This is a genomic window from Mesorhizobium sp. WSM4312 (assembly GCF_002294875.1).
Classification (GTDB): Bacteria; Pseudomonadota; Alphaproteobacteria; order Rhizobiales; family Rhizobiaceae; genus Mesorhizobium.
This window is the reverse complement of record NZ_NSFU01000019.1, coordinates 26,147-49,561: the sequence shown is the minus strand read 5'-3', so window position 1 is coordinate 49,561 and position 23,415 is coordinate 26,147. Positions and strand designations below refer to the sequence as shown.

Annotated in this window: 18 protein-coding genes; 17 read left to right on the top strand and 1 reads right to left on the bottom strand. The window is 64.4% G+C overall.

The annotated features are described in order from the left end of the window. Positions 1 to 41 precede the first annotated feature (41 nt). Positions 42 to 803 (top strand): SDR family oxidoreductase, encoded by a 762-nt coding sequence (locus tag CK228_RS27470; protein WP_095789838.1) that lies wholly within the window; start codon positions 42 to 44, stop codon positions 801 to 803. A gap of 245 nt (positions 804 to 1,048) precedes the next feature. On the opposite strand, the gene tssH is transcribed toward CK228_RS27470, so the two are convergent. Further along, positions 1,049 to 3,886 carry a type VI secretion system ATPase TssH gene (gene tssH, locus CK228_RS27465; protein ID WP_095789837.1) on the bottom strand — a complete coding sequence of 946 codons (2,838 nt, stop codon included), beginning with the start codon at positions 3,884 to 3,886 and terminating at the stop codon, positions 1,049 to 1,051. 329 nt (positions 3,887 to 4,215) lie between these two features. Between tssH and tssA the strand changes: the two genes are divergently transcribed. From tssA to CK228_RS36025, 16 genes are all read left to right on the top strand, one after another. After that, entirely contained in the window at positions 4,216 to 5,391 is a 1,176-nt protein-coding gene (tssA, locus tag CK228_RS27460) for a type VI secretion system protein TssA (protein ID WP_095789836.1), read from the top strand. Between the two features lie 5 nt (positions 5,392 to 5,396). Further along, a complete protein-coding gene (gene tssB, locus CK228_RS27455) occupies positions 5,397 to 5,933 on the top strand; it encodes a type VI secretion system contractile sheath small subunit (protein WP_019859789.1) in 537 nt (178 codons plus the stop codon). A 3-nt stretch (positions 5,934 to 5,936) separates the two neighbouring features. Further along, positions 5,937 to 7,442, top strand: a complete 1,506-nt coding sequence (gene tssC / locus CK228_RS27450; RefSeq protein WP_095789835.1) for a type VI secretion system contractile sheath large subunit — start codon at positions 5,937 to 5,939, stop codon at positions 7,440 to 7,442. A gap of 83 nt (positions 7,443 to 7,525) precedes the next feature. After that, positions 7,526 to 7,975 carry an Hcp family type VI secretion system effector gene (locus CK228_RS27445; protein WP_162034372.1) on the top strand — a complete coding sequence of 150 codons (450 nt, stop codon included), beginning with the start codon at positions 7,526 to 7,528 and terminating at the stop codon, positions 7,973 to 7,975. Beyond that, on the top strand, positions 7,962 to 8,714 hold the full coding sequence (gene tssE, locus CK228_RS27440) for a type VI secretion system baseplate subunit TssE (protein ID WP_095775014.1): 753 nt from the start codon (positions 7,962 to 7,964) through the stop codon (positions 8,712 to 8,714). Before CK228_RS27445 ends, tssE begins: the two co-directional genes overlap by 14 nt. Before the next feature lies 1 nt (position 8,715). Further along, positions 8,716 to 10,590: a type VI secretion system baseplate subunit TssF gene (tssF, locus tag CK228_RS27435; RefSeq protein ID WP_095789833.1), complete on the top strand. Its 1,875-nt coding sequence runs from the start codon at positions 8,716 to 8,718 to the stop codon at positions 10,588 to 10,590. Further along, on the top strand, positions 10,554 to 11,621 hold the full coding sequence (gene tssG, locus CK228_RS27430; protein ID WP_095789832.1) for a type VI secretion system baseplate subunit TssG: 1,068 nt from the start codon (positions 10,554 to 10,556) through the stop codon (positions 11,619 to 11,621). Before tssF ends, tssG begins: the two co-directional genes overlap by 37 nt. Continuing rightward, entirely contained in the window at positions 11,618 to 13,078 is a 1,461-nt protein-coding gene (tagH, locus tag CK228_RS27425; protein ID WP_095789831.1) for a type VI secretion system-associated FHA domain protein TagH, read from the top strand. Before tssG ends, tagH begins: the two co-directional genes overlap by 4 nt. Positions 13,079 to 13,081: 3 nt before the next feature. Then, positions 13,082 to 13,534: a type VI secretion system lipoprotein TssJ gene (gene tssJ / locus CK228_RS27420; protein ID WP_019859795.1), complete on the top strand. Its 453-nt coding sequence runs from the start codon at positions 13,082 to 13,084 to the stop codon at positions 13,532 to 13,534. Between the two features lie 40 nt (positions 13,535 to 13,574). Next, on the top strand, positions 13,575 to 14,909 hold the full coding sequence (gene tssK, locus CK228_RS27415) for a type VI secretion system baseplate subunit TssK (RefSeq protein WP_010910851.1): 1,335 nt from the start codon (positions 13,575 to 13,577) through the stop codon (positions 14,907 to 14,909). Between the two features lie 4 nt (positions 14,910 to 14,913). Then, a complete protein-coding gene (tssL, locus tag CK228_RS27410) occupies positions 14,914 to 16,242 on the top strand; it encodes a type VI secretion system protein TssL, long form (protein WP_095789830.1) in 1,329 nt (442 codons plus the stop codon). 1 nt (position 16,243) lies between these two features. Beyond that, positions 16,244 to 19,786, top strand: coding sequence for a type VI secretion system membrane subunit TssM (gene tssM / locus CK228_RS27405; protein WP_095789829.1), 3,543 nt, complete (start codon positions 16,244 to 16,246; stop codon positions 19,784 to 19,786). After that, positions 19,768 to 20,310, top strand: a complete 543-nt coding sequence (tagF, locus tag CK228_RS27400) for a type VI secretion system-associated protein TagF (protein ID WP_095789828.1) — start codon at positions 19,768 to 19,770, stop codon at positions 20,308 to 20,310. The genes tssM and tagF overlap by 19 nt, the downstream gene beginning before the upstream one ends. Next, a complete protein-coding gene (locus tag CK228_RS27395) occupies positions 20,310 to 21,413 on the top strand; it encodes a DUF2169 domain-containing protein (protein ID WP_095789827.1) in 1,104 nt (367 codons plus the stop codon). Before tagF ends, CK228_RS27395 begins: the two co-directional genes overlap by 1 nt. Next, the gene (locus tag CK228_RS27390; protein WP_095789826.1) at positions 21,410 to 22,432 is read left to right on the top strand and encodes a 3-oxoacyl-ACP synthase; all 1,023 of its coding nucleotides are present in this window, start codon (positions 21,410 to 21,412) and stop codon (positions 22,430 to 22,432) included. Before CK228_RS27395 ends, CK228_RS27390 begins: the two co-directional genes overlap by 4 nt. Next, a complete protein-coding gene (locus CK228_RS36025; RefSeq protein ID WP_245438128.1) occupies positions 22,432 to 23,400 on the top strand; it encodes a DUF4150 domain-containing protein in 969 nt (322 codons plus the stop codon). The genes CK228_RS27390 and CK228_RS36025 overlap by 1 nt, the downstream gene beginning before the upstream one ends. The last annotated feature ends 15 nt before the right edge of the window (positions 23,401 to 23,415 follow it).

Here is a 23,415-nt window from a genome sequence, read left to right as displayed (position 1 = left end):
TCGATGATGCAGGATTACCGACCGGCGAGAAAGGGGGAAGCATGATCCTGAAGGACAGGACCGCGATCGTCACCGGCGCGGGATCCGGCATCGGCAGGGCGGCGGCGCTGATCATCGCGCGCGAGGGTGCGGTGGTCGGCGTGGCGGATCGTAGCGCCGACGGCGCCAACGCGACGGTCGAACAGATTCTTGCCGTCGGTGGCCGGGCAAAGGCGCTTGTGTTCGACCTGACCGACGATCAGGCGCTTGAAGCCGGTTTTCACGATTTCATCCACGCTCAGGGCAGGATCGACATCCTGCACAATCATGCCGGCGTACAGGTCGAAGGCGACGTGCTCGGTGTCAGCGTGAAAGGCTTCGACACCTCCTGGACGCTCAATGTGCGGGCTCACTTCCTCGGTGCCCGCGTCGTCATGCCATTCATGAAGAAGGCAGGCCGCGGCGTCATCCTCAACACGTCGTCGAGCTCCGGCGTGCTCTACGACCGCGAGATGATCGCCTATACGACGACCAAGCACGCGGTGATCGCGATGACCAGGCAGATGGCCGGCGACTATGGCCGCTTCGGCATTCGCGTCAACGCGCTTTGTCCGGGTTGGGTGGACACGCCCTTCAATGCTCCTTTCATCGCCCAGATGGGAGGCCGGGAAGCCATCGAAGCCTACATCCGCGAAAGGGTCCCGCTTGGCCGTTGGGCAACCGTCGAGGAGATCGCGGAGGCAGTACTGTTTCTGGTGTCCGACCGGTCCTCGTACATGACGGGTCAGATCCTGGTTGTCGATGGAGGAGAAACAGTGATCTAGAGCATTCCAGGAAAAGGGTGAGCGGTTTTCCCGGGAAAAGCGCATAGCGCTTTCCCTTGGGAATTGCGTCAAAACAAAGAGTTAGAGCGGTTCGCCATCGCCATGAAACGGTGAAACGCTCCGGGAAATGCGCAGGTGCTTCAGCCTAGCGCGAGTGCCTTTCACGAGGGCCGGTGCGCCAATGATTGGCCTGAGCGGTCATAGGAATGCGCTTTGGTCGGCGCCAGGGAACGAACGTCGAAGATCTATTCGAAAGAGTAGGTAAATCCTTCCGACGAGGCACCGACGGTGACTTTTGTCATCTTCTTGCCCTCGAGCGAGCGATTGAGCACGCCGCGGCTGAGTTCCGGCAGCAGCGTGTTGGTGAGGATGGCGTCGATCATGCGTCCGCCGGATTCGATCTCGGTGCAGCGCGCCTTGACCATGTCCATGACACCGTCGCCGATCACCAGCTCGGCATCGTTGGTTGCCTTGAGGCGCCGCGCGATCTTGCCGAACTGGTGCCTGGTGATCGCCTCGATCATCGCGTCCGAGAGCGGATAGTAAGGGATTGTCACCACGCGGCCGAGGAAAGCGGCCGGAAACACTTTCAGCAGCGGGCCGCGCAAGGCGGTGTCCAGGTCGTCCATGCCGGTGCGCAAGGTGCCGTTCTTCGTGCGGTCCATGATCACCTCGGAGCCGACATTCGAGGTGAGCAGGATCAGCGTGTTCTTGAAGTCGATCCGGCGGCCTTCGCTGTCGTCCATCATGCCCTTGTCGAAGACCTGGAAGAAGATCTCGTGTACGTCCGGATGCGCCTTCTCGACCTCGTCGAGCAGGATCACCGAATAGGGCTTGCGCCGCACGGCTTCGGTCAGGATGCCGCCCTTGCCATAGCCGACATAACCGGGCGGCGCGCCCTTCAGCGTCGAGACCGTGTGCGCCTCCTGGAATTCGGACATGTTGATCGAAATCAGGTTCTGCTCGCCGCCATAGAGCGTTTCGGCCAGCGCCAGGGCTGTCTCGGTCTTGCCGACGCCGGAGGGGCCGCAAAGCAGGAACACGCCGACCGGCTTCTCCGGCGCGCCGAGGCCGGCGCGGCTGGTCTGCACGCGCCTCGCGATCATCTCCATCGCATGGTCCTGACCGACAACGCGCTCGGACAAAGTGGCGGCGAGCTTGAGCGCCTTCTCGGTCTGGCTGGACAGCATCCGTCCCGTCGGGATGCCGGTCCAGTCCTGGACGACGGCAGCCACCGCATTGCGATCGACCGACGGCAGGATCAGCGGGGTCTCGCCCTGCGCCTCGGCAAGTTCCGCCATCAATTCGCGCAGTCGTGCCAGATCGGCAGTGGAATCCGGCACGGCAACGAGCTCGTGCGCGGCAGCGGCCTCCATCTTTGCCGCCTTTGTTTTCGGAGACTTGGCCTTCGAGCCCTTGGGTTCGGCCGTCTCGGGTTTCGGCGTTTTGGCCTCAGCTGCCTTGCTTTCATGCGCCTCGGCGGCTGGCGCATTGACGGCCTCGCCCGGAGCGGCTTCCCCGCCCTCCACCGCGTCAAGCGGCACGCCCTCGCCTCGGAGTTTGGCGCGCAGGTCGAGAATCTCGGCGACAAGCGCCTTTTCCCGATCCCAACGCGCTTGCGCTGCCGCAAGCATGGTCTCGGTTTCCGCCAACCCGGCCTCCACGCGAGCCTGTCTGTCGGCCACTTCGATGCCGATCGCCGCCTCGCGGCCGATGATGCCTTCCTCGACCTCGAGCGCCTGGCGGCGGCGCAGAATGTCCTCGACCTCCGCCGGCGTAGCGTGCTGCGAAACGGCAACGCGGGCGCAGGCTGTGTCGAGGAGGCTGACCGCTTTGTCGGGCAGCTGCCTGGCCGGAATGTAGCGGTGCGAAAGCGAAACCGAGGCCTCGATCGCCTCGTCGAGGATCTGCACCTTGTGGTGCTGCTCGAGAACGCCGGCGACACCGCGCAACATCAGCACGGCCACCGTTTCGGAAGGTTCTTCGATCTTGACCACCTGGAACCGGCGGGTCAGCGCCGGATCCTTCTCGATATGCTGCTTGTATTCGGCCCACGTCGTGGCGGCGATGGTGCGAAGCTCGCCGCGCGCGAGCGCGGGCTTGAGGAGATTGGCCGCATCGCCGGTTCCCGCCGCGCCGCCGGCGCCGATCAGCGTGTGTGCCTCGTCGATGAAGAGGATGATCGGCGTCTCTGAGGCCTGGACCTCGTCTATGACGGCCTTCAGCCGCTTTTCGAACTCACCCTTGACGCTGGCGCCGGCCTGCATCAGCCCGACATCGAGCATGCGTACGCTGACATTCTGAAGCGTCGGCGGCACGTCGCCCTGGGCGATGCGCAAGGCAAAGCCCTCGACGACCGCCGTCTTGCCGACACCCGCCTCGCCGGTCAGGATCGGGTTGTTTTGCCGGCGCCGCATCAGGATATCGACAATCTGACGGATTTCGGGATCGCGGCCGACGACCGGATCGATCTTGCCGTCGCGAGCACGCTGGGTCAAGTCGGTGGCGTATTTGGCGAGCGCCGAATCCCCGCCAGGGCCGCGTCTCATCGGCGTTTCGGCGGCCGCCGCGGCAGGAGGTGAGCCGGCTTCGAGCGAGCCCTCGGTGACGTCGCCAAAGCGGGCAATGACCCCCTCCGCATCGATCTTGTCGAATTCGGCGCTGATTTTCGAAACCAGCCCTTCCAGCGCCGGTGTCCTCAGACAGGCGAGAAGAATATGCGCGCTGCGCACCTCCTCGACACCGAATTCCAGTGTGGCCAGGCTCCAGCCTTCCTGTATGGCGTGGAAGATGTGATCGGAGAATTCCTCCACCGAGGTCGCGCCGTAGGGCAGCTTGTCGATGGCGCGGGTCATATCGGCGGTCAGCCGGCTGACATCCAGCCCGGCATCGGCGACGATCATCTGCACATCCGAGCGCTCGGACAGCACCAGTTGCTGGACGAAATGAACGAGCTCGACATAGGGGTTGCCTCGCATCTTCGCCGTGTCCGCGGCGGCCTTGAAGGCGCGCACCCCCGTGGGATTGAGCTTTGCAACCAGTTCCTTGCGCTTGAAACTCTGCGACGATCGGCGCTGTTCCATTGAACCTGCCCCCGAAATCTGCTGACCGTACCCTGCCATAGAAGCGGCCGCTTGACAAAGCCGTGTGACGAACGAGGCCTTCCGACCCGGTTCGGGCGGCACCTCGTGGTTACACAAGCCCTGCAAACTCCTGCAACAAACCCGGATTGCGGGCCGGGCATGCGAGCCATTTCGCATGCCCGGCCCGCCGATCGCACAATGGGTTTGGTTGAAAGATTACTGGAGAATTCAGCTTCTGTTAGTTTTTGAGGAAGTGCTCAATTGTCGTGGCATGGGACCGATGATAACGTTGCGTCACATGGGTCACAGGGCCTTTGCTGGGGGTAGGTGTGATTGATCTCGCACTCTGGCTGAATCCTCTGGACGGTGCGAACCCGTCGGGAGAGGATTTACGCAACGACCCGGCTTTTCATGAGCTGGAGCGGCTCACGGAAGCCCAGCTCAAGGTCGTCCACGACGGTGGCAACAAGGCTTCGCAGTCAACCAGCTCCGTCGACTGGGCGGCCGTCCTCGAAAAATCGGAAGAATTGCAGTCGCGCGGCCGGGATTTGCGCCTTCTGGTCATCGTCACGCGCGCGCTGGCCAATGAAGAGAAGCTCGCCGGCCTCGCCCAGGGGCTGACCCTGATCGCAAGGACTTTCGACCAGTACTGGGATACGATGCATCCGGCTTTGCGGACTGGTGCCACGCCCCGCGACGCGGCGCTGCGACGCATCAATGCGCTGCTTGACCTCCAGAACGGTCAGGAAGGCCTGCTGGCGAACCTTAGGCACACCGTCTTCTTCTCACCGCGCGCCATCGGGCCGATCAGCGGGCGAGACCTGGAACAGGCAGCGCTCGACGAGCGCGTCATGCTCCAGGAAGCTGCCTCGGGCCTCGGAACCGCCGAAAAGGCAGCGCTGACGGCCGCCCACAACCAGCTGCTGAACCGGGTGCGCACAGGATGCGCGGCGCAGATCGATCAGGCCGCGGACACTGTCACGACACTTTTGGCCGATGCGCGCGCCGCGATTTCGGCGCTGGAGGCTGTGGATACCGCGCTCAATGCCCGCATCGACGGCAATGGCGCGGCCGTTCCGGATCTGAAGAAGTTCCTGCAGCGCCTGCTGACGACGCTGGAGCGGAATTCCAGCGCCGGCGCCATGGCCAACGGTGCGGCAAAGCCTGCCCCGCAGCCGGCCCAACCGGCATCGACGCCCACCCAAAACGGTCATGGAGCCGAAACGATGGCAAGTGTGGCAAGCTCCGTGGACGCCAGCGCCGGCCTGCCTGACCGGATCAACTCGCGCGACGACGTCGTCAAATGCCTCGATCTCGTGGTCGCCTTCTACGACCGCACCGAACCGTCCAGCCCTATCCCGCACCTCGCCCGGCGCGTGCGCAGGATGGTGCACATGGATTTCGTGGAACTGATGGAAGATCTCGCCCCGTCGGGGCTGAAGGAATTCCGGCTGCTTGCCGGTGTCGCCGATCCCAAGAAGCCGGCCCAGAAGGATGAAAGGTAACCAGCATGCCAGCAGAGAGCAAAGCCAAGGTCATCGAAAGAAACCGCGCCCCGCGTGTGCAGATCGCCTACGACGTCGAAACCTACGGCAGCCCCACGACGATCGAGTTGCCGTTCGTCATGGCTGTCATGGCCGACCTTTCCGGCGCCTCGCAGACCAAGGAAGCGTCGAAGTCGGTTCTGGACCGCAATTTCGTCGAAACCGACGCCAATCGCTTCCCCAAATTCATGGAAGCGATGGGACCGCGCGTGAAGGCGCGTGTGAAGAACACGTTGCCGCAAGCCGAAGGCGCCGAGCGGGACGAGGAACTGGCGATCGATCTCACCTTTTCCAAAATGGGTGATTTCGCGCCGGACAAGATCGCCGAGCAGGTGCCGCAACTGGCTGAGATCCTCAAGATGCGGCGTCAACTCGAGGAACTGCTGGGCTTCATGGATGGCCGTGTCGACGCCGAAAAGCGCATCGCGCAGCTTCTGAACAACGAGCCGCTGCTGAGCAAGATCGCCGGCCAGGCGATTTCTGACGGCAAGGGCGAGGAGTAAGTCATGGCCGAACAGCAAAAGACCGCAGCCGCTACCGCCGAGGCCGAAGCCATCGATCTTGGCGAATTCAGCGGCCTCCTTGAAAAGGATTTCAAGGTCAAGAAGGACGACAGCGAGAAACTGCAGCAGTTGGTGCGCAACCTGGCGCTGGCCGCTCAGTCCCGTTCCGAGACGACGACCATCTCGTCCAACGCGATCAGGTCGATCAAGTCGCTGATCGCGGGAATCGACAAGATGCTGACGACGCAGGTCAACGAGATCCTGCATGCCCCGGAAGTGCGGGAGATGGAAGGCACCTGGCGAGGCCTTTGGTACCTCATCAACAACACCGAGACGGACACCAAGCTGAAGATCCGGGTGATGAACATCTCCAAGGAGCAGTTGGCCGACACGCTGGAAGACTATGAAGGCCAGATGTGGGACCAGAGCCCGATCTTCAAGAAAGTCTACACGGACGAGTATTCGATGCTGGGCGGCGAGCCGATCGGCTGCATCATCGGCGCCTACGAGTTCTCCAACCATCCGCGCGACGTCGGCCTGCTGCGCAACATCTCGGGTGTCTGTGCCTCGGCGCACACGCCATTCATCGCGGCCGCGTCGCCGCGGCTGTTCCGCATGGACAGCTGGCAGGAACTGCCGAACCCGCAAGACCTGCAGATGATCGTGAACAACCCGTCCTATGCCTCATGGCAGTCACTGCGCGAGAGCGAGGACGCCCGCTATATCGGGCTTACCATGCCGCGCGTGCTGGCACGCCTGCCCTACGGCTCGGAAACCGTTCCGGTGAAGGGCTTCACCTTCGAGGAGGAGGTGGGCGGCGACCACAACAAATATGTCTGGATGAACGCCGCCTTCCCGATGGGCGTCAACATCAACCGCAGCCACAAGCTCTATGGCTGGGGAACGCAGATCCGCGGCGTCGAGAATGGCGGCACGGTGCTCAACCTGCCGGTGCACGCCTTCCCGACGGACGACGGTTCGATCGCAATGAAATGCCCGACCGAGGTCGCCATCGACGACCGGCGCGAGGCGGAATTGGCGAAGCTTGGCCTGATGCCGATCCTGCACCGCAAGAACACCGATCTCGCAGCCTTCATCGGCGCGCACTCGCTCCAGGATGACGAGACACGCGCCGGGCGCCTCGTCGACCCCGACGCCCAGTCGAACGAAAGGCTGAGCGCCAACCTGCCCTACCTGTTCCCGGTGTCGCGTTTCGCGCATTACCTCAAGGCGATCGCGCGCGACAAGATCGGATCGTTCAAGGAACGCACCGATATGGAGATCTGGTTGACCGAATGGATCAACCGGTACGTGCTGGCCAATCCGGCCTTCGCCGACGACAAGGCACGGGCCAAGCGTCCGCTTGCCGCTGCCGAGGTTCAAGTCGACAGTGTCGAAGGCCGGCCCGGTTACTACAATGCCCGTTTCTATCTGCGTCCGCACTACCAGCTGGAAGGCATCAACGCCTCTCTCCGGCTGGTATCGGAACTGCCGTCAGTGAAGGGCTGAAGTCGCAGCGAAGTCATCTTGTTTCGTTTGAAAAGCGGTGGAGAAAGACAATGCCGACCACAGAGAGAAGCGAGGGTCCTTCAATGAAGATCGATGGTTTTTTGAAAGTTCCGGACATCAAGGGCCCGAGCAAGCGCGACGGCCATGAAGACGAGATCGAAGTGCATGGCGTCGATTACAAGATGATAGCGCCCTACGACCCGAATTCGCTTTCGCGACGCGGCCGTGTGTCGATGGGAATGATCAAATTCATCAAGCACTACGACAAGTCGTCGCCATATCTGAAGAAGGCGCTGTTCGAGAACAAGGCGCTCGACGAGGTGGTGTTCTCGGCACGCCGCACCATTGACGGCGAGACCAGCGACTATCTGGTCGTGACGCTCACCGACGCCTCGGTCATGGAGTACGATATGCGGCAGGCCACGGACGAGGCCGATCTTATCGAGGAAGAAGTCAGCTTCGCCTACAAGAAGATCAAGTTCGTCTACGACAAGGACGACGAGATCGAAATGGACGTCTATGTCGGCAAGTGAGGCCAAGCGGCCTGGCGCGAAGCCGCAGTTTGCCGGCAGTTCGCGGGCAAAGCGCGAGGCGGTCCAGCCTTCGCTCTGGGACCGCCTCGTCAACGACTTGCCTGGTGTGGCGTCGGAGATCGACGGGCTGCGCCGCCTTCTGGATGAAGAACTCGGCGCCGAGCGCGTCGAGGCTCTTCTTGCCGGCAGCGCACGCGGCATCGATACCGAAGCCGAACTGACGCCAGAGCAGAGGCGGCGCCTGCACCGGCTGGTCTTCCAGGCCGAACATCGCGCCGAGATCGAAAGCCGCGGTGTGGTGGTTTCGGCACGCGTGCTGAAAGAAGCCGTGCGGCGCGACATCGAGGCCCTGTTCAACACCGAGCGCTTCGAATCCGTACCGATGCTCTCCGATGCCGAACACGAACAGCCCCTGGACGAACTGCCGTCGCTCGCCGACTTTCCCGAGGTGCGCCGCAGCGTGGTCAATTATGGCGTGCCGTCCTTTTCCGGCCGCTCTTCGCGGGATTTCGACCGCGATGCGCTGGCGCGCGAAATCCGCGCGGTGCTTGCCACCTTCGAGCCGCGCCTGAAGGAGAGCGCCACGACCGTCAACGTCACGCTCGGAGACAAGACCGTCGGCCTCAAGATCGAGATCGACGCGGTGCTGATCATGGCCCCGACACCGGAGCGCATGCGGCTGCGCACCACGATCAATCTCGACAACGGCCTGGCACGAACCGAATTCCGGGAGACCTGAGATGGATCGGGTCTTCGTGGAGTACTACGAAGAAGAACTGACCCATATCCGGGCGTTGGCCGCGGAATTCGCCGACATGCATCCGGCGGTCGCCCGTAATCTTTCCCTCGACACGGTCCCCTGCCCCGACCCTTATGTGGAACGGCTGCTCGACGGCGTGGCCTTCCTGGCCGCGCGCACCCGTCTCAAGGTCGACGCGGAGCGCTCGCGCTTCTCGCGCGCCGTGCTCGATGTGCTCTACCCGGATCTGGTGACGCCGGCGCCGGCGACGGCGATGGCTGTGCTGAAACCCGGCCAGCAGGTGCAGTCGATGATTGCCGGCCACGCCGTCGCGCGCGGCACGCGATTGGTCTCCGGCCTCAATCCAGGGCTTTCGACACGTTCGACCTTCACGACCGCGCAGGAGGTCACGCTGTGGCCGATCGCGATCACCTCGGTCGGTTATTTCCAGGATCGCAGCGCGCTCGCGGCTGCCGGAATCGCGCCGATCGGCGACGCGCGCGGCGAGGCGGCGTTTCGCGTCACCCTCTCCCGGACGGGAAAGGGCAAGCTCAGCGAACTGTCGCTTGACCGTCTCGACCTCTATTTCGCCGGGCGTGCCAGGGCACCCTTGCTTTTCGATGCAATCTTCGGCGCTTGCTCGGCTCTCGGCGCGCGGGCGGAAGGCAAGACCAATCCGCTGACGGCGCTGCCCGAGCCCGAAATGATCGGCATCCGCGACGACGAAGCGCTGATGCCGCGCACCCGTCCGACCTTCGAGGGATACCGGCTGCTGCGCGAATATTTCATGATCCCGGAGCGCTTCCATTATGTGCGGGTCGCCGGCCTCCAGCCGGTGGTGCGCAAGTGCGATGCGGGGATCGAGATCATCTTCCTGTTCCGGCGTCCGGTGCCCGAGCTCGCCGATGTGACGGTTGCCGACTTCGAATTGTTCGTGACACCGGTCATCAATCTCTTCGAACGCGAATGCAACGTCATCGAGATCGACCCGCGCAAAACGCGTCAGGTGCTGCACGCCGACCGCACGCGGGCGCGGGATTTCGAGATCTTCCGGGTCACGCGGGTCGAGGACGCCGACGCCGAGAGCGGCGAGGCGACAATTCCCGAACTGTTCAGCCTGGGGCAGAACCGCGGCAGCGGCTGGGTCTATTCGATTGAGCGGCGTCCGCGCCGGGCCACCGAGGACGAGCGGCGCGAGGGCCTGACCCGCACCTCCTACACCGGCGACGATGTCTTCATCGCCGTCTCGCGCCCGGCAGGGAGCTCGCCAAACCGGCCACTCAAGCGGCTCGACATCACGGCGCTGTGCACCAACCGCGACCTGCCGATCCTGGACGACACGCCGACGCTGACGCTGGAGACCGCCGATCCGGTCGAAGCGGTGCGCTTGCTTGGAGCGCTGCGGGCGCCGCAGCCGGCAGTCCCGGCGTCCCTTCCGGCCAGCGCGGCCGGTGAATCCCGCGCCGACAATCTCGCCTGGCGGCTGGTGTCGCAGCTCTCTCTCAACTTCCTCAGCCTTGCCCAGGAAGGCCGTGGTGTCGATCCGCTGCATGCCTTGCTCGACCTTTATGCCGATCGCGGCGATCCCAGCCTTGCCCGCAACGTGCATTCGATCGTGCGCATCGATTCACGCCCGGTCATCGAGCGGCTCCAGATCGACGGGCCAATGTGTTTCGGACGCGGCACCGAAGTGACACTGCATGTCGACCAGTCCGTGCTGGCGGGGCAAAGTTCGCTGCTGCTTTCGGCCCTGCTTTCGCGGCTGTTCGCCCGCCATGCAGGGATAAACGGATTTGTGCGGACCCGTACCCGGTTGCTGCAGAAGCAGGAGGATGTGCCATGGCCGATGACGCCCGGCAATCGCTACCTGATCTAGCGGAGCCCGCAACGGTTGCGGCCGAACCGTTGCTGGAGAACTTCGACTTTTTCGAGCTGCTGCGGCGCCTGGAGCAGCGCGGTGGACTGTTCGGCCATTCCGGAACGGCCGACCGCGAGCCGGCGAGACTTGGCCAGCATGTGCGCCTGAGCTTCTCGGCTCGCGACGTCGTCAAGCTCCAGGACGCCGGGGACAAGGCCCACGCGCGGGTGACCGTCGCCAATCTCGGGCTGCTTGGACCGGAAGGACCGATGCCATTGCATCTGACACGCTGGGTGCTCGACCGGCTGTCGCAGCGCTGGTTCACCGGGGCCGATGCCGAGCAGACCAGCGACACGACCTTCGTCGATTTCGTCAACATCCTGCAGCACCGCATGATGGCCCTTTACTATCGCGCCTGGGCCGACGCGCATCCGGCGGTGCAGGTCGAACGGTCAGTCGGCGGGCGGGTTCGCGCCATGCTGGAGGCAATGTCCGGGATCGGCTTCCCCGGCACGCAGGATCTCGAACTCGACACTGTTCGACTGCGGCAGGCTGGATCGCTCGCCAACCAGATCGACGGCGCGGAGCGGCTGACGCTGTTTCTCGCCACCGCCTTCAAGGTGCCGGTGCAGATCAAGGAATTCGTCGCCGCTTGGATCACCATACCGAAGGCACTGCAGACGCGTCTCGGCAAGGCCCATGCCGGGCTTGGACATGGCGCGACGATCGGGCCGCGGGTCTTCAGCCGCCAAAGCAGGATCGAATTGCGCATCGGTCCGTTGAGCCTCGACGACTTCAGGTCGTTCCTGCCCGGCGAACGGCGCCTTGGCCTGTTCAGGAAGGCGGTGCGCGACATGATCGGCGAGACGCTCGACGTCGATTTGCGCATCGTGCTCGCACGCGACGCCGTGCCGCCGCCACGGGTCGGGACCGTCCAGCTTGGCCGGACGGCCTGGCTGGCGCGTCCCGCCGAAAAGGGTGACGCCGACGATCTCAGATTGCACACCATCGTCGGCTGGCGGCCGGAAATGGCGGAGGCTGCCGCATGAGCCTGCTGCTGACGCTGGAACAAGGCCCGCGCTCGCAAGTGGTCAGGCAGACCCGGCTGGACGAGGGCGAATTGGTGATCGGGCGCAGCGCCGACGCCGGCTGGCAGATCGACGACCCGGACATGTTCGTCTCGCGCGCCCATTGCAAGATCAGCGGCGACCGGGATGGCTATTTGGTTACCGACACGTCGAGCAGCGGATTGTTCGTCGATGACTCCGACAGGCCCCTAGGTCCTGGCAGGTCGATGCGGCTGCAGAACGGCATGCGGCTGCGCATGGGCGACTATATCTTCCACGTGGAGGTTCAATCCAAAGCGAACCGGACGTCGGTCGGCCCGGCCCCTGTCACCGGCCATCCCGCGCCTGCATGGTCATCGCCGGGAGCGCGAACGCCTGCCAGCATCGGCGGCGACGACTTCTTCTCGGCCAAGGTCGAGGAAGAACCGCGCCCGCCACGCCCGGCGGACTTGCCGAACCCGTTCGAGCAGCCCGTTCCGGGGGCTTATGACCGCCCATCGATCCAGCGCAGTTCGCCTGCCTTCGACGACCCGTTCAGCCTCGACCCGGTGGCGACATCGCAATCCAGCGATGCCGCTGCTCCAGGTCAGCCGGATCCGTTCGGGTTCGGCGAAATGCCTTCGCGCAACGATGCGTCCGGGCATGCGGCAAAGCCGGCAAGCTTCGATGACGATTTCAGCTTTGGGCCGGCCGCGACCCCGCCTCTGGCTAACGGCGCAGACCCGGCAGGACGTGTGCAGCATCAGGCTGAAAAGCCGCGCGCCGGGCATCCCTGGGATGTACCGGTGCAAGCAGCCGAGCCACCGCCGCCGCGACGCGCCGTTCCAGCGCCCAAGCCGGCGCGCCCGGCGCAGCCCGCATCCGGCGATATGGCACTTCGTGCCGCATTCTTGCGCGGCATGGGCGTCGAGGAGGCCGATTTTCCCGGCCGCGACCCGATCGCCGAAATGGAAAAATTCGGACGTGAATACCGGCTGATGCTGGATGGCTTGATGCAACTCCTGCGCAAGCGCGCCGAGGAGAAGGGAAGCGCGCGCGTCGCCCAGACGGTGGTCGGCGCTTCCGAGGTCAACCCGCTTAAATTCCTGCCGACGGCCGAGGATGTCATCGTCACCATCATCTCGGAACGCAGTCCGGGCTTTCTCTCCGGCGAGGCGGCGATCGACGATGCGGTAAGGGACCTTGCACAGCATCACATACGCGCCTGGCGCGGCGTTCAGGCCGCGCTTCGGCGCATGATCGACCGTTTCGATCCGGCCGCGATCGAGGAAGAGCTCAAGTCCAATTCCGCCATCGGCAATCTGCTCTCCGGCGGACGTAACGCCAAGCTGTGGGAGCTCTACCAGAAACGCCATCGCGACATCGCCCAGAGCGCGGAATCGAGTTTCCTGGGCGAGATCGGCGCGGACTTCAGGGACGCATATGAAGAGGAGGAGTAGGACATGATCGACAGACGCGAATTCGTCGTTGCCCTCGGCGCGACGGGGCTGCTTGCGGCTTGCCAGAGCGGCCCGCCGAAACCATCGGTTATCTCGGTCAACGTGACCGGAGGCGCCGGCATGAATCCAGGACCGGGCGGCGGCGACAGGCCGGTGACGGTACTGGTGATGCGGCTTGCCAGCACCGGCAAGTTCAACTCGGCCGACTATTTCGCGCTGCAGGGCGATGCCAGCTCGGCGCTCGGCGCCGACCTCATCGGCTCCGACACGATCTCGGTCGCGCCAGGCAAGACGGCGGCCAAGACCATCACGGTCGAGCCGAACGCCACGGCACTCGGCTTCGTGGCGCTGATCCGCGAGCCGGGCGGACGCAACTGGCGCACGACCAAGTCGGTATCGCCAGGGTCGAAATTCACCGTCAATGTCAGCCTCGGCAAGGGCGGCATTTCCGCCTAGCGACAGGGGCCACGGATGGTTGTGCGCAGAAAGTGATGGCATGAGCGATGCAAACAGGGTGCTGTGGTCGGAGGGCCTGTTTCTCAGGACCCAGCACTTCCAGCAGCAGGATCGGTTCTTCGAGGGCATGGTGCGCGGCGCACTGCAGGCCGGTCAGCTCCATACTTTCGGCTTCCAACAACTGACCCTAGACCAGTCGCTGCTCGACGCCGGCCAGGTCTCGATCGTGTCCGCCCGGGGTATTTTCCCGGACGGCACGCCTTTCTCCATCCCGGAACTGATGGATGCGCCGAAGCCGCTGCCGGTCACTGCGGACACCGGCGCCGGTCCGGTGCTGGTGGCACTGCCGCTCGAGCCGCCCGGTGGCGTCGGATTCGATCCGGCGCATGCGGCTTCGACGGGCGCGCGCTACCACGGCAAGATCGTTTCGGTGCGCGACGCCGTCCAGAGCGGCGCCGATCCGGAAGAGATCGAGATCGCCCGGCCGCAAGCCGCCCTGCTTGCACCGGGCAAATCGGTCGGCGGTTATACCGCCTTGCCGATCGCCGACATAAAGGGTGTGCGCGCCGACGGCGGCATCTCGCTCGATGAGACGTTCCTGCCGCCGACGCTGATCACCGGCGCGGTCCACTGGTACCGGCAATTGCTGCAGGAAGTGGTCACCGGCCTCGACCAGATCGCCGAAGCGCATGGCAAGATGGTGATGGGCGGCGCCGGCCGTAGCGTCGAAGACCTTTTGATGCTGCACCTCGCCAATGCCGCTCGCCCGCGGCTCGCCCACATGCTGGCGCAGGATGTCTTTCATCCGGCCGAACTCTATCTCGAACTGGCCGGACTGGCCGGCGAGATGGCAACCTACGGCTCGAGCTCGCGGCGCCTCGGCGAATTGCCGGCCTACGACCACATGGCGCCCGGCCCCGCCTATATGGCGCTGGCCGACGCCCTGCGCTCGCTCATCCTCAGCCTGCGCTACATCGAGCCGAAATCACGCGCGCTGCCGGTCATGCGGCACGCGACCAATGTCTGGAAAGTGCGCATCGACAACCCGAAGCTGTTGGTCGCCAGCCGCATTGTCATCCGCGTCGGATCGGAACTGTCGGAAGACGCGCTGCGCAAGATCTTCGTCAACCAGGCGACGGTCGGCGCCGCCGATCAGTTCGAAGGCCTTTGGAAGTCGCGCCTGCCGGGTATTCCGCTGAAACCGCTTCATTCGCAGCCACGCGAGATTCCCTATGATGGCGACCGGCTGTGCCTGGAGCTTGACCAGAAGAGCGAGCATTGGGCCTCGTTGCTCGACGCCCCCGGCTTCGTCATCGGCGTTTCCGGTGTCCTGCCGAGCGAGCCGCAGGTCGACTGCTACTCAGTGAACAGGTGAGGCCATGAGCCGGGATGATCCTTTCGGACTGTCGGAGGATCGCGAACGCACACGCATCAGGCTGGCGGGCGCCGCGCCGCGGCCGATGGCGCCGCTGGCACCGGGCGCGCCGGTCAAAAGGGCGCGCGCCCATCCCAACACGCTCATCAATATCTTCGCGCCGTTGCTCGAATTCGCGCCGGAGCTCGAAAGCGCGCTGGCGCCGGAGAACCCGGAAGCGATGCGCACGCGCCTGCTCGACGAGTTGGTTCAGGCGCGCGACGCCGCGATGGCAGCAGGCTCCTCGCTGGAGCGCGCCGACCAGGCGGCCTGGGCGGTGGCGGCGTTGCTCGACGACCTCGCGCTGAACACGCCGTGGGGCGGCGCCAGCGCATGGCCGCGCCAGCCGCTGGTGGTCATGCTGCGTGGCGATGTCGATGCCGGCACCCAGTTTTTCACCCGCCTTGACGAGTTGGAGCGCCATCCCAACCGCGACCGCGAGATGCTTGAGCTTCAGTATTACTGCCTGGCGCTCGGCTTCCGCGGCAAGTATCGGGTGCCCGGCCGCGCCGGCGACCGCTCGCTCAATGCCGTGCGTGTGGCAGCCGCGCGGTTCCTGCGCAATGCCGACGCCGAGGACGCGCCGCTGTCGCCGAACTGGAAAGGCGTGATCGCTTCCGACGAACCGCAGCGCTTCATCGTTCCAATCTGGGTGATGGCACTTGCCGCGGTCGTCGTCGCCGCCGCCGCTTACATCGGTCTGTCGATGGGCTTGAGCAGCCAGGCGGTCGAACTCTCCGCCCTCGTGCGCACGCTGCCGCCGGCCTCACGCGAGGACGTTACCCGCGCCGCGCCCAAGCAGGATGCGCCCGCACCTGAACCGCCACAGCCGGTCGATTTCGCGCTGCTGCCCGCGTTCAAGGTGGAAGCGCCGGCGAGCCTCAAGGGCGCGCTCAGCGGCACCGAAAGCGTCTCGCTGGCCAAGCTGATCATCCAGTCGTCCAACCCCGAACTCTTCCAGTCTTCGCGGCCGACACTGTCGCAAGGCTATGAGCCGCTGATCCAGTCGATCGCCAAGGTGATCCTCGCCAATCAGGAGCTCATCGGAAACATCACGATCGTCGGCCATACCGACAATGTGCGCCTGCAACGGTCCAATCCGCTCGCCAGCAACCAGCGGCTCTCGGAGGCACGTGCCCAAACCATAGCGGACCTCCTGGTGCAGGCTGGCGTGCCACAGGAGCGCATCCATTCCGAAGGCCGCGCCGACTCCGATCCGGTGGCCGACAACTCGACGCGCGAGGGCCGCGCGCTCAACCGGCGCGTCGAGGTCCTGGTCGAGAAGAGGCTCTGAGATGTTCATCCTGCGCTTCCTCTGGGCGGTCATCACCTCGCGCTTTCTCTGGACGCTGATCGGCATTGCGCTGCTTTCGCTTTTGATCTGGGTGTTCGGCCCGATCGTCCAGGTCGGCCCGTACGCGCCATTCGAATCCGACAATGTGCGCATCGCCATCATCGCGGGCCTGATCATCCTGTGGCTGGTTTGGCTGATCATCGCGCAACGGCGCGCGATCCGCGCCAACCGCATGTTCGTCGCCGAGATCGCGGCACCCGTGACTGAAAAGCAGCTTACCCCCGGCGAGGAGAGCGTTGCAGCCGTCGGCGCGAAGTTCGGCGAGGTGATGGCCGAGCTCAAGCGTCGCAAGCTCGGTGGACGGAAGTTCCTGCGCGAGATGCCGTGGTATGTGATCGTCGGGCCTCCGGCCACCGGCAAGACCACGGCATTGCGCCAGTCGGGCCTCAATTTTCCAATCGATCTGACCGATGATCTGCAGGGTGTTGGCGGCACGCGCAACTGCGACTGGTTTTTCTCCGAGAACGCGGTGCTGATCGACACTGCGGGCCGCTACGTCCAGCAGGAGAGCCAGCCGGACGTCGACGCCGCGGAATGGCTGGGCTTCCTGGACCTTCTGAAAAAGCACCGCGGTCGCCGCGCACTCAACGGCGTCATCGTCGCGCTGTCGATCGATGTGCTCTCGGAAGGCGACGAGGCGATCAAGGCGCACGGCCGCAAGATCCGCCGCCGACTGGCCGAGCTCAACGATCGGCTGGAGATTCGTCTGCCCGTCTACCTGATGCTGACGAAGGCCGACCTGATCAAAGGGTTCGAAGCCTTCTTCGGCGGCTTGTCGACGAGCGCGCGCGAGCAGGTGTGGGGAACCACCTTTGCGCTGGATGCCCGCGTCAACGCCGGCATGATCCAGACGGAGCTGGCCAGGCTTGGCAGCGAGCTGGAGCGAAGGCTAGTGCCGCGCCTTGAAGACGAAGACAAGCTTGGCTCGCGCGCCGAGATCTTTCGCTTTCCGGCGCAGTTGGCGAGCCTCTCCGGGCCGATCCAGGTGCTGATCGAGGCGATGTTCGGAGAAAGCCGCTACGAGGAAGCCGCGTGGCTGCGCGGCCTTTATCTGACATCGGCGACGCAGGAAGGAGCCCCCATCGACCGCCTGACCGCGGCGTTGTCATCGTCCTTCGGGTTGCCGCCGCGCCGCGCCATGCCGGCGGCGCGCGTCGAGAAGCGCAGCTTCTTCCTCAGGAACCTTCTCACCGAAGTGATCTTCAAGGAGGCCGGCCTTGGAACATTCGATCCGCTGGCGCAGCGCCGCCGCGCCTGGATCTGGCGCGGGGCCGCCGCCGCCTGTGCGCTCGCGGCCCTGCTGGCCGGCGGAGTGTTCACCTGGTCCTACCTCGACAACCGCAATGCGATCACCGAACAGGCCGGCCAGTTCGAAGCCCTGCAAGGGCCGCTCACCCAGGTCGCCGCCACGCCGGCCGCGGTCGAGCAGCCGACCATGGATGGCGCGCTGGCGGCGATGGACGCGGTGGTGACCGCCCGAACGCCGCCACCAGACGCCGTCCATAACCTGCTTGGCCCTACCGCTTCGCCGGAGCTGGTGCGCGCGCAGACCGATACCTACGGCCATGCGCTGCGCAACGTGCTCGAGCCGCATATGGTCGCCCTGCTCGAGGCCACGATGTGGCGGCAAATCCGCGATCCGGATTTCATGCTCGGCGCGCTGAAGACCTACCGGATGATGACCGGCCTGTCGCAGATGGACACCGATTTCGTCCAGAACTGGTGGGTGAACAGCCTGCCGCAATTCGCACCGGCTCCGCCTTTCCCCACGGCCGACGCCGAAGAGCACCAAATCGCCGCCATCCGCCGCATGGCCGTCGACGACAGCTACATCGCCCCGGACAAGGCGCTGGTCGCGGAGGCGCTGAAGACTGTATGCACGATCTCACTGCCGCAGCGCGCCTACAAGCAGCTCCTGGCCGATCCGGAAGTAGCCGCCGTCAAGGAATGGGTGCCGGCCAATTTCGCCGGGCCGAACGGCGCGAAAGTGTTCGCGCGCCGCTCCGACAAGACGTTGCGCGTCGGTGTTCCCGGGCCTTACACCTATGCGGGTTTCCACGACGCGATCCTCGACCGGGTCGAGGATGTGGCGGGACAGGCGGCCCTCGATCGCGCGGTGTTTGCCGGCGGCTGCTCGGAGAATTCGGAGACGTCGGTCTCGGCGCTCTCGCAGGACATCCTGAAGCTCTACTACGACGACTATATCGCCCAGTGGGACTCTTTCCTGCGTGACATGCGGCTTGCGCCGCTTACCGATCTCAACATCGCCAGTGAGAACCTCAAGGATCTTTCCAGCGCCGACTCCGCGCTGAAGCGCCTGTTGACGGCAGTGGTGCAGGAGACCGACCTCACCCGCTCCGACGACGCGCCGGCCGACGACAAAAGTGGCGCTGCCGCCAAGACCGGCTCCAAGCTGCTCAGCAAACTCGGCAAGCTGGGCAAGGTGGTGACCTCGGGCGCCAAGCTCCTGCCGCGCGCCGGCTCCGCCAACCAGGTGGACATGACCGGCAGCTTGGTTGCCGAGCATTTCAAGCCGCTCAAAGGCACCATCGCCCAGGTCGACGGCCAGCCGCCAGCGCTCGACGCCGCCGTCGTGGCGCTGACGGCGCTGTCGAATGTGTTGCAGACGGTGACCGCCAATCCCAACCCGCAGGATGCGATCAAGAAGCAGGGCGGGCTTGCCGAACTGACAGGCGCGGTCGCCAGGCAGGCGCAGATCCTGCCTTCGCCGATCAACGAGTGGCTGGGCGGCATTGCCGGCGACACCAGCGGCCTGTCGCAGAAGGCCGTAACCAACGAACTCAACGCCATCTGGCGGGCCGACATACTGCCGTTCTGCCAGGCGGCGCTCAACAACCGCTATCCGTTCAGCCCCGACAGCGCGGTCGATGTCAATGTGCGCGACTTTCAACGTCTTTTCGGGCCGACCGGCCTGATCGATGCCTTCACCAACGACCATCTGATCAACTATGTCGACACCGCCAGCGAGCCGTGGAAATGGCGTGCCGATTTCGGCCTGGACCCGGCGGCGCTCGCAGCGTTCGAGCAGGCGAGGCATATCCGCGACGATCTGTTTCCGGGCGGCACCGGCCCGGTGATGAACTTCACGCTGGAGCCCAAGGACCTCTCGCCCAACGTGACGCGCGTCACGCTCAACCTCGATGGCCAGAACCTCGTCTACTACAACAACGCCACCAGGCCGCAACCGATGACGTGGCCCGGCAAGGATGGCACCGGGGTGATCTCCCTCGCTTTCCAGCCGGTCGACGGCTCGCCCGAAGTGATGCTCAACGAGACCGGCAGCTGGGCGTGGCTCAGAATGCTGCGCGGCGGCCGCTTCGCCGCGACCAAGCTCACCGACGTCTACAGCCTGCGGCTCGGGACGAAGGGGATGTGGGCCGACTTCGAACTCAAAGCCGCCAGCGTCGAGAACCCCTACACGCTCGAAATGTTCAAGAAATTCACATGTCCGCCGCAGATCTGATCGCGCCCGGCTTCTATGGCAAGATGCCCGCCACCGGCGATTTCGTGACCCGGCGGCTGCCGGCGGATTTCGTGCGTGGATGGGACCGCTGGCTGGCGCAGCATATCGTGCCGCTGTTCGGACTGGAAACCTGGCCGCAGCACATTGCGCTGCGTTTCCTCAGCGGGCCTGGGTCCTTCGGCGCCTCGGCCGGCATCCTGCTGCAAAGCGCCGACAGGGTCGGCCGGCAATTTCCGCTGAGCGTCGTCGCGCGTCTTGATGAAGCACCGCTGAAGCTCGCCTATGCCGATGCCTGGTTCGAAAATATCGAAAAAGCCGCCTTCGCCGCACAGCGGGGCGAGATGACGCCGGACGAACTCGACGCGGCGCTGGCCGCTCTGCCGGTTCCGGTAATCGATGGCGAGGGCGATGTGATCGACGATCTGGTCATGTGGTCGGCGCATACGGATATTTTCGATGTCGACCAGCTGGCGCCGCAGCCGGTGCTAGAGCAGATCGCCGCCAGCCACATGGAGGCGAGCTGATGCAGATCTGGAACCAGATGGGCTATCCGCATCAGTTCACCATGGGCATGGACAAGGCCGGCCACGAATGGATCGTGGTCGTGGTCAAGGGCACGTTCGATTTTCCGACGAAGCCTGGCGGGCTGGTGCAGAAATCGGCCGAACAGGTTCCGCTGGTCATGGCCGACACGCAAACCGGCGTGCCCGGCTATTCGGCGACGCTGTGGGAGACCGATTTCGCCTTCCGCAAACCGCGCTGCGATGTGATCGCCAATGGCTGTGCCTACGCGCCGGGCGGACGCCCGGCCGAGCGCGTCCCGGTCGGCATCAAGGTCGGCAACTGGTCTAAGCTGTTCGAGGTGGTTGGCCACCGCGAATGGCGCGCCATCGGTCCGGTCTTTACCGCCACGTCGCCGCAACCCTTCCTGAAACTGCCTATCTCCTATGACGTTGCCTGGGGTGGCGTTGACAGACTGGACCCCGAAGACAAGCTTCCGGCCAGCTACAAATACAACCCGGTCGGAACCGGATGGTCGCGGACCAGGAACCAACGCCTCATTCCCGGTTTGCGGCTGCCGAATACGCAAGCGGTCGGCGAGGAAATCCGCACGCCGTTCGGCGACTACAAGCCGATGAGCTTCGGGCCGATGGGGCGCGGCTGGCCGGGACGCATCGAATATGGCGGCACCTACGACCAGAACTGGATCGACAATATTTTTCCGTTCCTGCCGCCGGATTTCGATGAACGCTATTACCAGATGGCGCCGCCGGACCAGCAGATCGACCATCCGAGGGGCGGCGAGGACGTGGTGTTAGTCAATCTGACGCCGGCAGGCAAGGAAAGCTTCCGCATGCCGCGCACGGCGTTGCCGCTGACGCTGTTCAAAGGCGGCGACAAGGCCTTCGAGGGCGAATTGCTGCCCGATACGGTGCTCTTCGATCTTGAAAACCGGCGCTTCTCGCTGGTCTGGCGGATATCGCAACGGATCCAGCGCACGATCCTCGATTTCAGCGAATGCTGGGTCGGACCGCCGACGGAACCGATGCTCAGGGCGCGCGCTGCCGGACGCGAGTACATCCGCGCCAACGGCACGGAGCCCGAAGAAGAGGTCGAGGACGCATGAGCACGGCAATCGACATCGCAGCTGTGGGTATGGTGACGGCCGTCGGTCTCGATGCCCCCTCATCCTGCGCGGCGATGCGTGCGCGCCTGGACGGCTTCCAGGAAACGCGCTTCACGGCCGGCAATGGCGACCTGCTGACTGGAGCGCCTGTTCTCCTGCCGCGCAACTGGATCGGCGAAAAGCGGCTGGCGCACATGGCTGCGGCCGCTATATGCGAGGCTCTTGAAACCGTTCCCGAAGCGCGCGGGCAAACCGCTCTCATCCTTTGCCTGCCGGAAGAGGGCCGCCCCGGCCGGCCGGTCCGCGATAATCGGGCATTTCTGCGGCAGATAGCCGGTATCGTCGAGTTGGTGTCGCCGGCAAACACGCGCATCGTGGCGCACGGGCGACCGTCCGGACACGCCGCCCTCGACCGTGCCCGCCACATGATCGCGGCGGGCGAAGCGAGCTATGTCATGATAGCCGGTGTCGACAGCTATCTCACAGCCGTTTCGACCTCCTACTACCTCGGTCGGAAGCGGCTGCTGACGGCAGACAATCCAAACGGCTTCATTTGTGGCGAAGCCGCCGCCGCCATTCTGTGCAAAAAACCGGAACGCGGCGGGTTTCGCCTTTTTGGGCTCGGCCTGTCGCGGGAACTGGCTTCGATCTACAACGCCGACGACATGCCATTGCGCGGCGACGGCATGACCAATGCCTACAGCACGGCCTTCAAGGAAACCGGCATGGAGATGAACAAGCTCGGCTATCGTATATCCGACCTTATCGGCGAGCAGTTCTGGTTCAAGCAGACGGCACTGGCCAGCTTGCGGCTGCTGCGCGGCCGCCATGAATTCCAGGATCTATGGTCGCCGGGCGAATCGCTCGGCAATGTCGGGGCGGCGGTGGTGCCGTTGATGATCGGCATGGCGTGGACCGCCGCGCGCAAGGGATATGCAGCCGGAAATCCGGTGTTGGTCGAAGCATCGAACGACGCAGGCGCATGTGGTGCGGCAGTGCTTGCGGCGAGGGCCGCCTGATGACCGTCTACGCCAACACGCTCGAGATCGCTTGCAAGGCGCAGTCCAACAAGGTGATCGCGGCGTTTCCAGACGTGTGCATGACGCCGCCGGAAAATCCCGCCACGCCGCCAGGCATCCCCGTGCCCTACCCGTCCTTCGGGCTCGATTCCGACACCGACAGCGGCACAGGGACGGTCAAGATCGGCGGCGAGACGATCACCCAGAAGAACAAATCCTACTACACCAAGACAAGCGGCACCGAAGCAGGTGCAGCCGCCAAGAAGGGCGTCGTCACATCCGTCAACACCGGCAAGGAATATGCCATCGCCTGGTCGGGCGACGTCAAAGCCGACGGCGAGCCGGTCAGCCGTTTCAGCGACCTGTCGACTAACAATCACGCTTCACCGACCGGCAACGCGCCACCATGGCCCAAGATCGGTACGCTCAAGGTCGGAACATCGTCGTGCACGACCATCCTGGCCAAGCTGGACATGAAGGTTCATGCCTACAAGCACGCGGACAAGGAATGCAGTTCCAGCCAGCAGTCCGATCATATACTGCAGAATGCCTGTTTTCAGAATTCACGCGGCGGGCAGGCGATCAGCACGGTTGCTGACTACAAGATCGGCGACGCCCCTTGCGTGTGTCTCGATGACAAGACTACACGCGGGACCGAGCATGGCGAAAAGACCGCAGCGCAGAACGACTGGACAACGAAGCAGAGGGCAGCGGGCAAAAATCCGACCTATGCCGAAGTGCGCGAGGCAAATCTTGACGCGATGAAAAAGGCCAAGGCGCCTGATATGGACGATACTCCCGATGGCAAGGAGCATGACGCCATCAAGTGTCTCAGAATGGTGTGCGATCTGTTCTACAAGGAAATGATGGAAGGCGACGACAACGCGGCCAAAGAAAGCACCCAATGCCGCACCCCGAGAACCGGAGCGTTCAGCCAGCAGATATCGAGCACGGCCGGAGCGGTTTGATGAAAGGCAAAAATC

Bases quoted from the DNA above. Each gene is read 5' to 3' on its own strand.
- tssC (WP_095789835.1), top strand. From the start codon at position 5,937: ATGGCCGAACAGCAAAAGACCGCAGCCGCTACCGCCGAGGCCGAAGCC.
- CK228_RS27445 (WP_162034372.1), top strand. From the start codon at position 7,526: ATGAAGATCGATGGTTTTTTGAAAGTTCCGGACATCAAGGGCCCGAGC.
- tssH (WP_095789837.1), bottom strand. From the start codon at position 3,886: ATGGAACAGCGCCGATCGTCGCAGAGTTTCAAGCGCAAGGAACTGGTT.
- CK228_RS27470 (WP_095789838.1), top strand. From the start codon at position 42: ATGATCCTGAAGGACAGGACCGCGATCGTCACCGGCGCGGGATCCGGC.
- tssE (WP_095775014.1), top strand. From the start codon at position 7,962: ATGTCGGCAAGTGAGGCCAAGCGGCCTGGCGCGAAGCCGCAGTTTGCC.
- tssK (WP_010910851.1), top strand. From the start codon at position 13,575: ATGAGCGATGCAAACAGGGTGCTGTGGTCGGAGGGCCTGTTTCTCAGG.
- CK228_RS27395 (WP_095789827.1), top strand. From the start codon at position 20,310: ATGCAGATCTGGAACCAGATGGGCTATCCGCATCAGTTCACCATGGGC.
- CK228_RS27390 (WP_095789826.1), top strand. From the start codon at position 21,410: ATGAGCACGGCAATCGACATCGCAGCTGTGGGTATGGTGACGGCCGTC.
- tssB (WP_019859789.1), top strand. From the start codon at position 5,397: ATGCCAGCAGAGAGCAAAGCCAAGGTCATCGAAAGAAACCGCGCCCCG.
- tssF (WP_095789833.1), top strand. From the start codon at position 8,716: ATGGATCGGGTCTTCGTGGAGTACTACGAAGAAGAACTGACCCATATC.
- tagH (WP_095789831.1), top strand. From the start codon at position 11,618: ATGAGCCTGCTGCTGACGCTGGAACAAGGCCCGCGCTCGCAAGTGGTC.
- CK228_RS36025 (WP_245438128.1), top strand. From the start codon at position 22,432: ATGACCGTCTACGCCAACACGCTCGAGATCGCTTGCAAGGCGCAGTCC.
- tssG (WP_095789832.1), top strand. From the start codon at position 10,554: ATGGCCGATGACGCCCGGCAATCGCTACCTGATCTAGCGGAGCCCGCA.
- tagF (WP_095789828.1), top strand. From the start codon at position 19,768: ATGTCCGCCGCAGATCTGATCGCGCCCGGCTTCTATGGCAAGATGCCC.
- tssL (WP_095789830.1), top strand. From the start codon at position 14,914: ATGAGCCGGGATGATCCTTTCGGACTGTCGGAGGATCGCGAACGCACA.
- tssM (WP_095789829.1), top strand. From the start codon at position 16,244: ATGTTCATCCTGCGCTTCCTCTGGGCGGTCATCACCTCGCGCTTTCTC.
- tssJ (WP_019859795.1), top strand. From the start codon at position 13,082: ATGATCGACAGACGCGAATTCGTCGTTGCCCTCGGCGCGACGGGGCTG.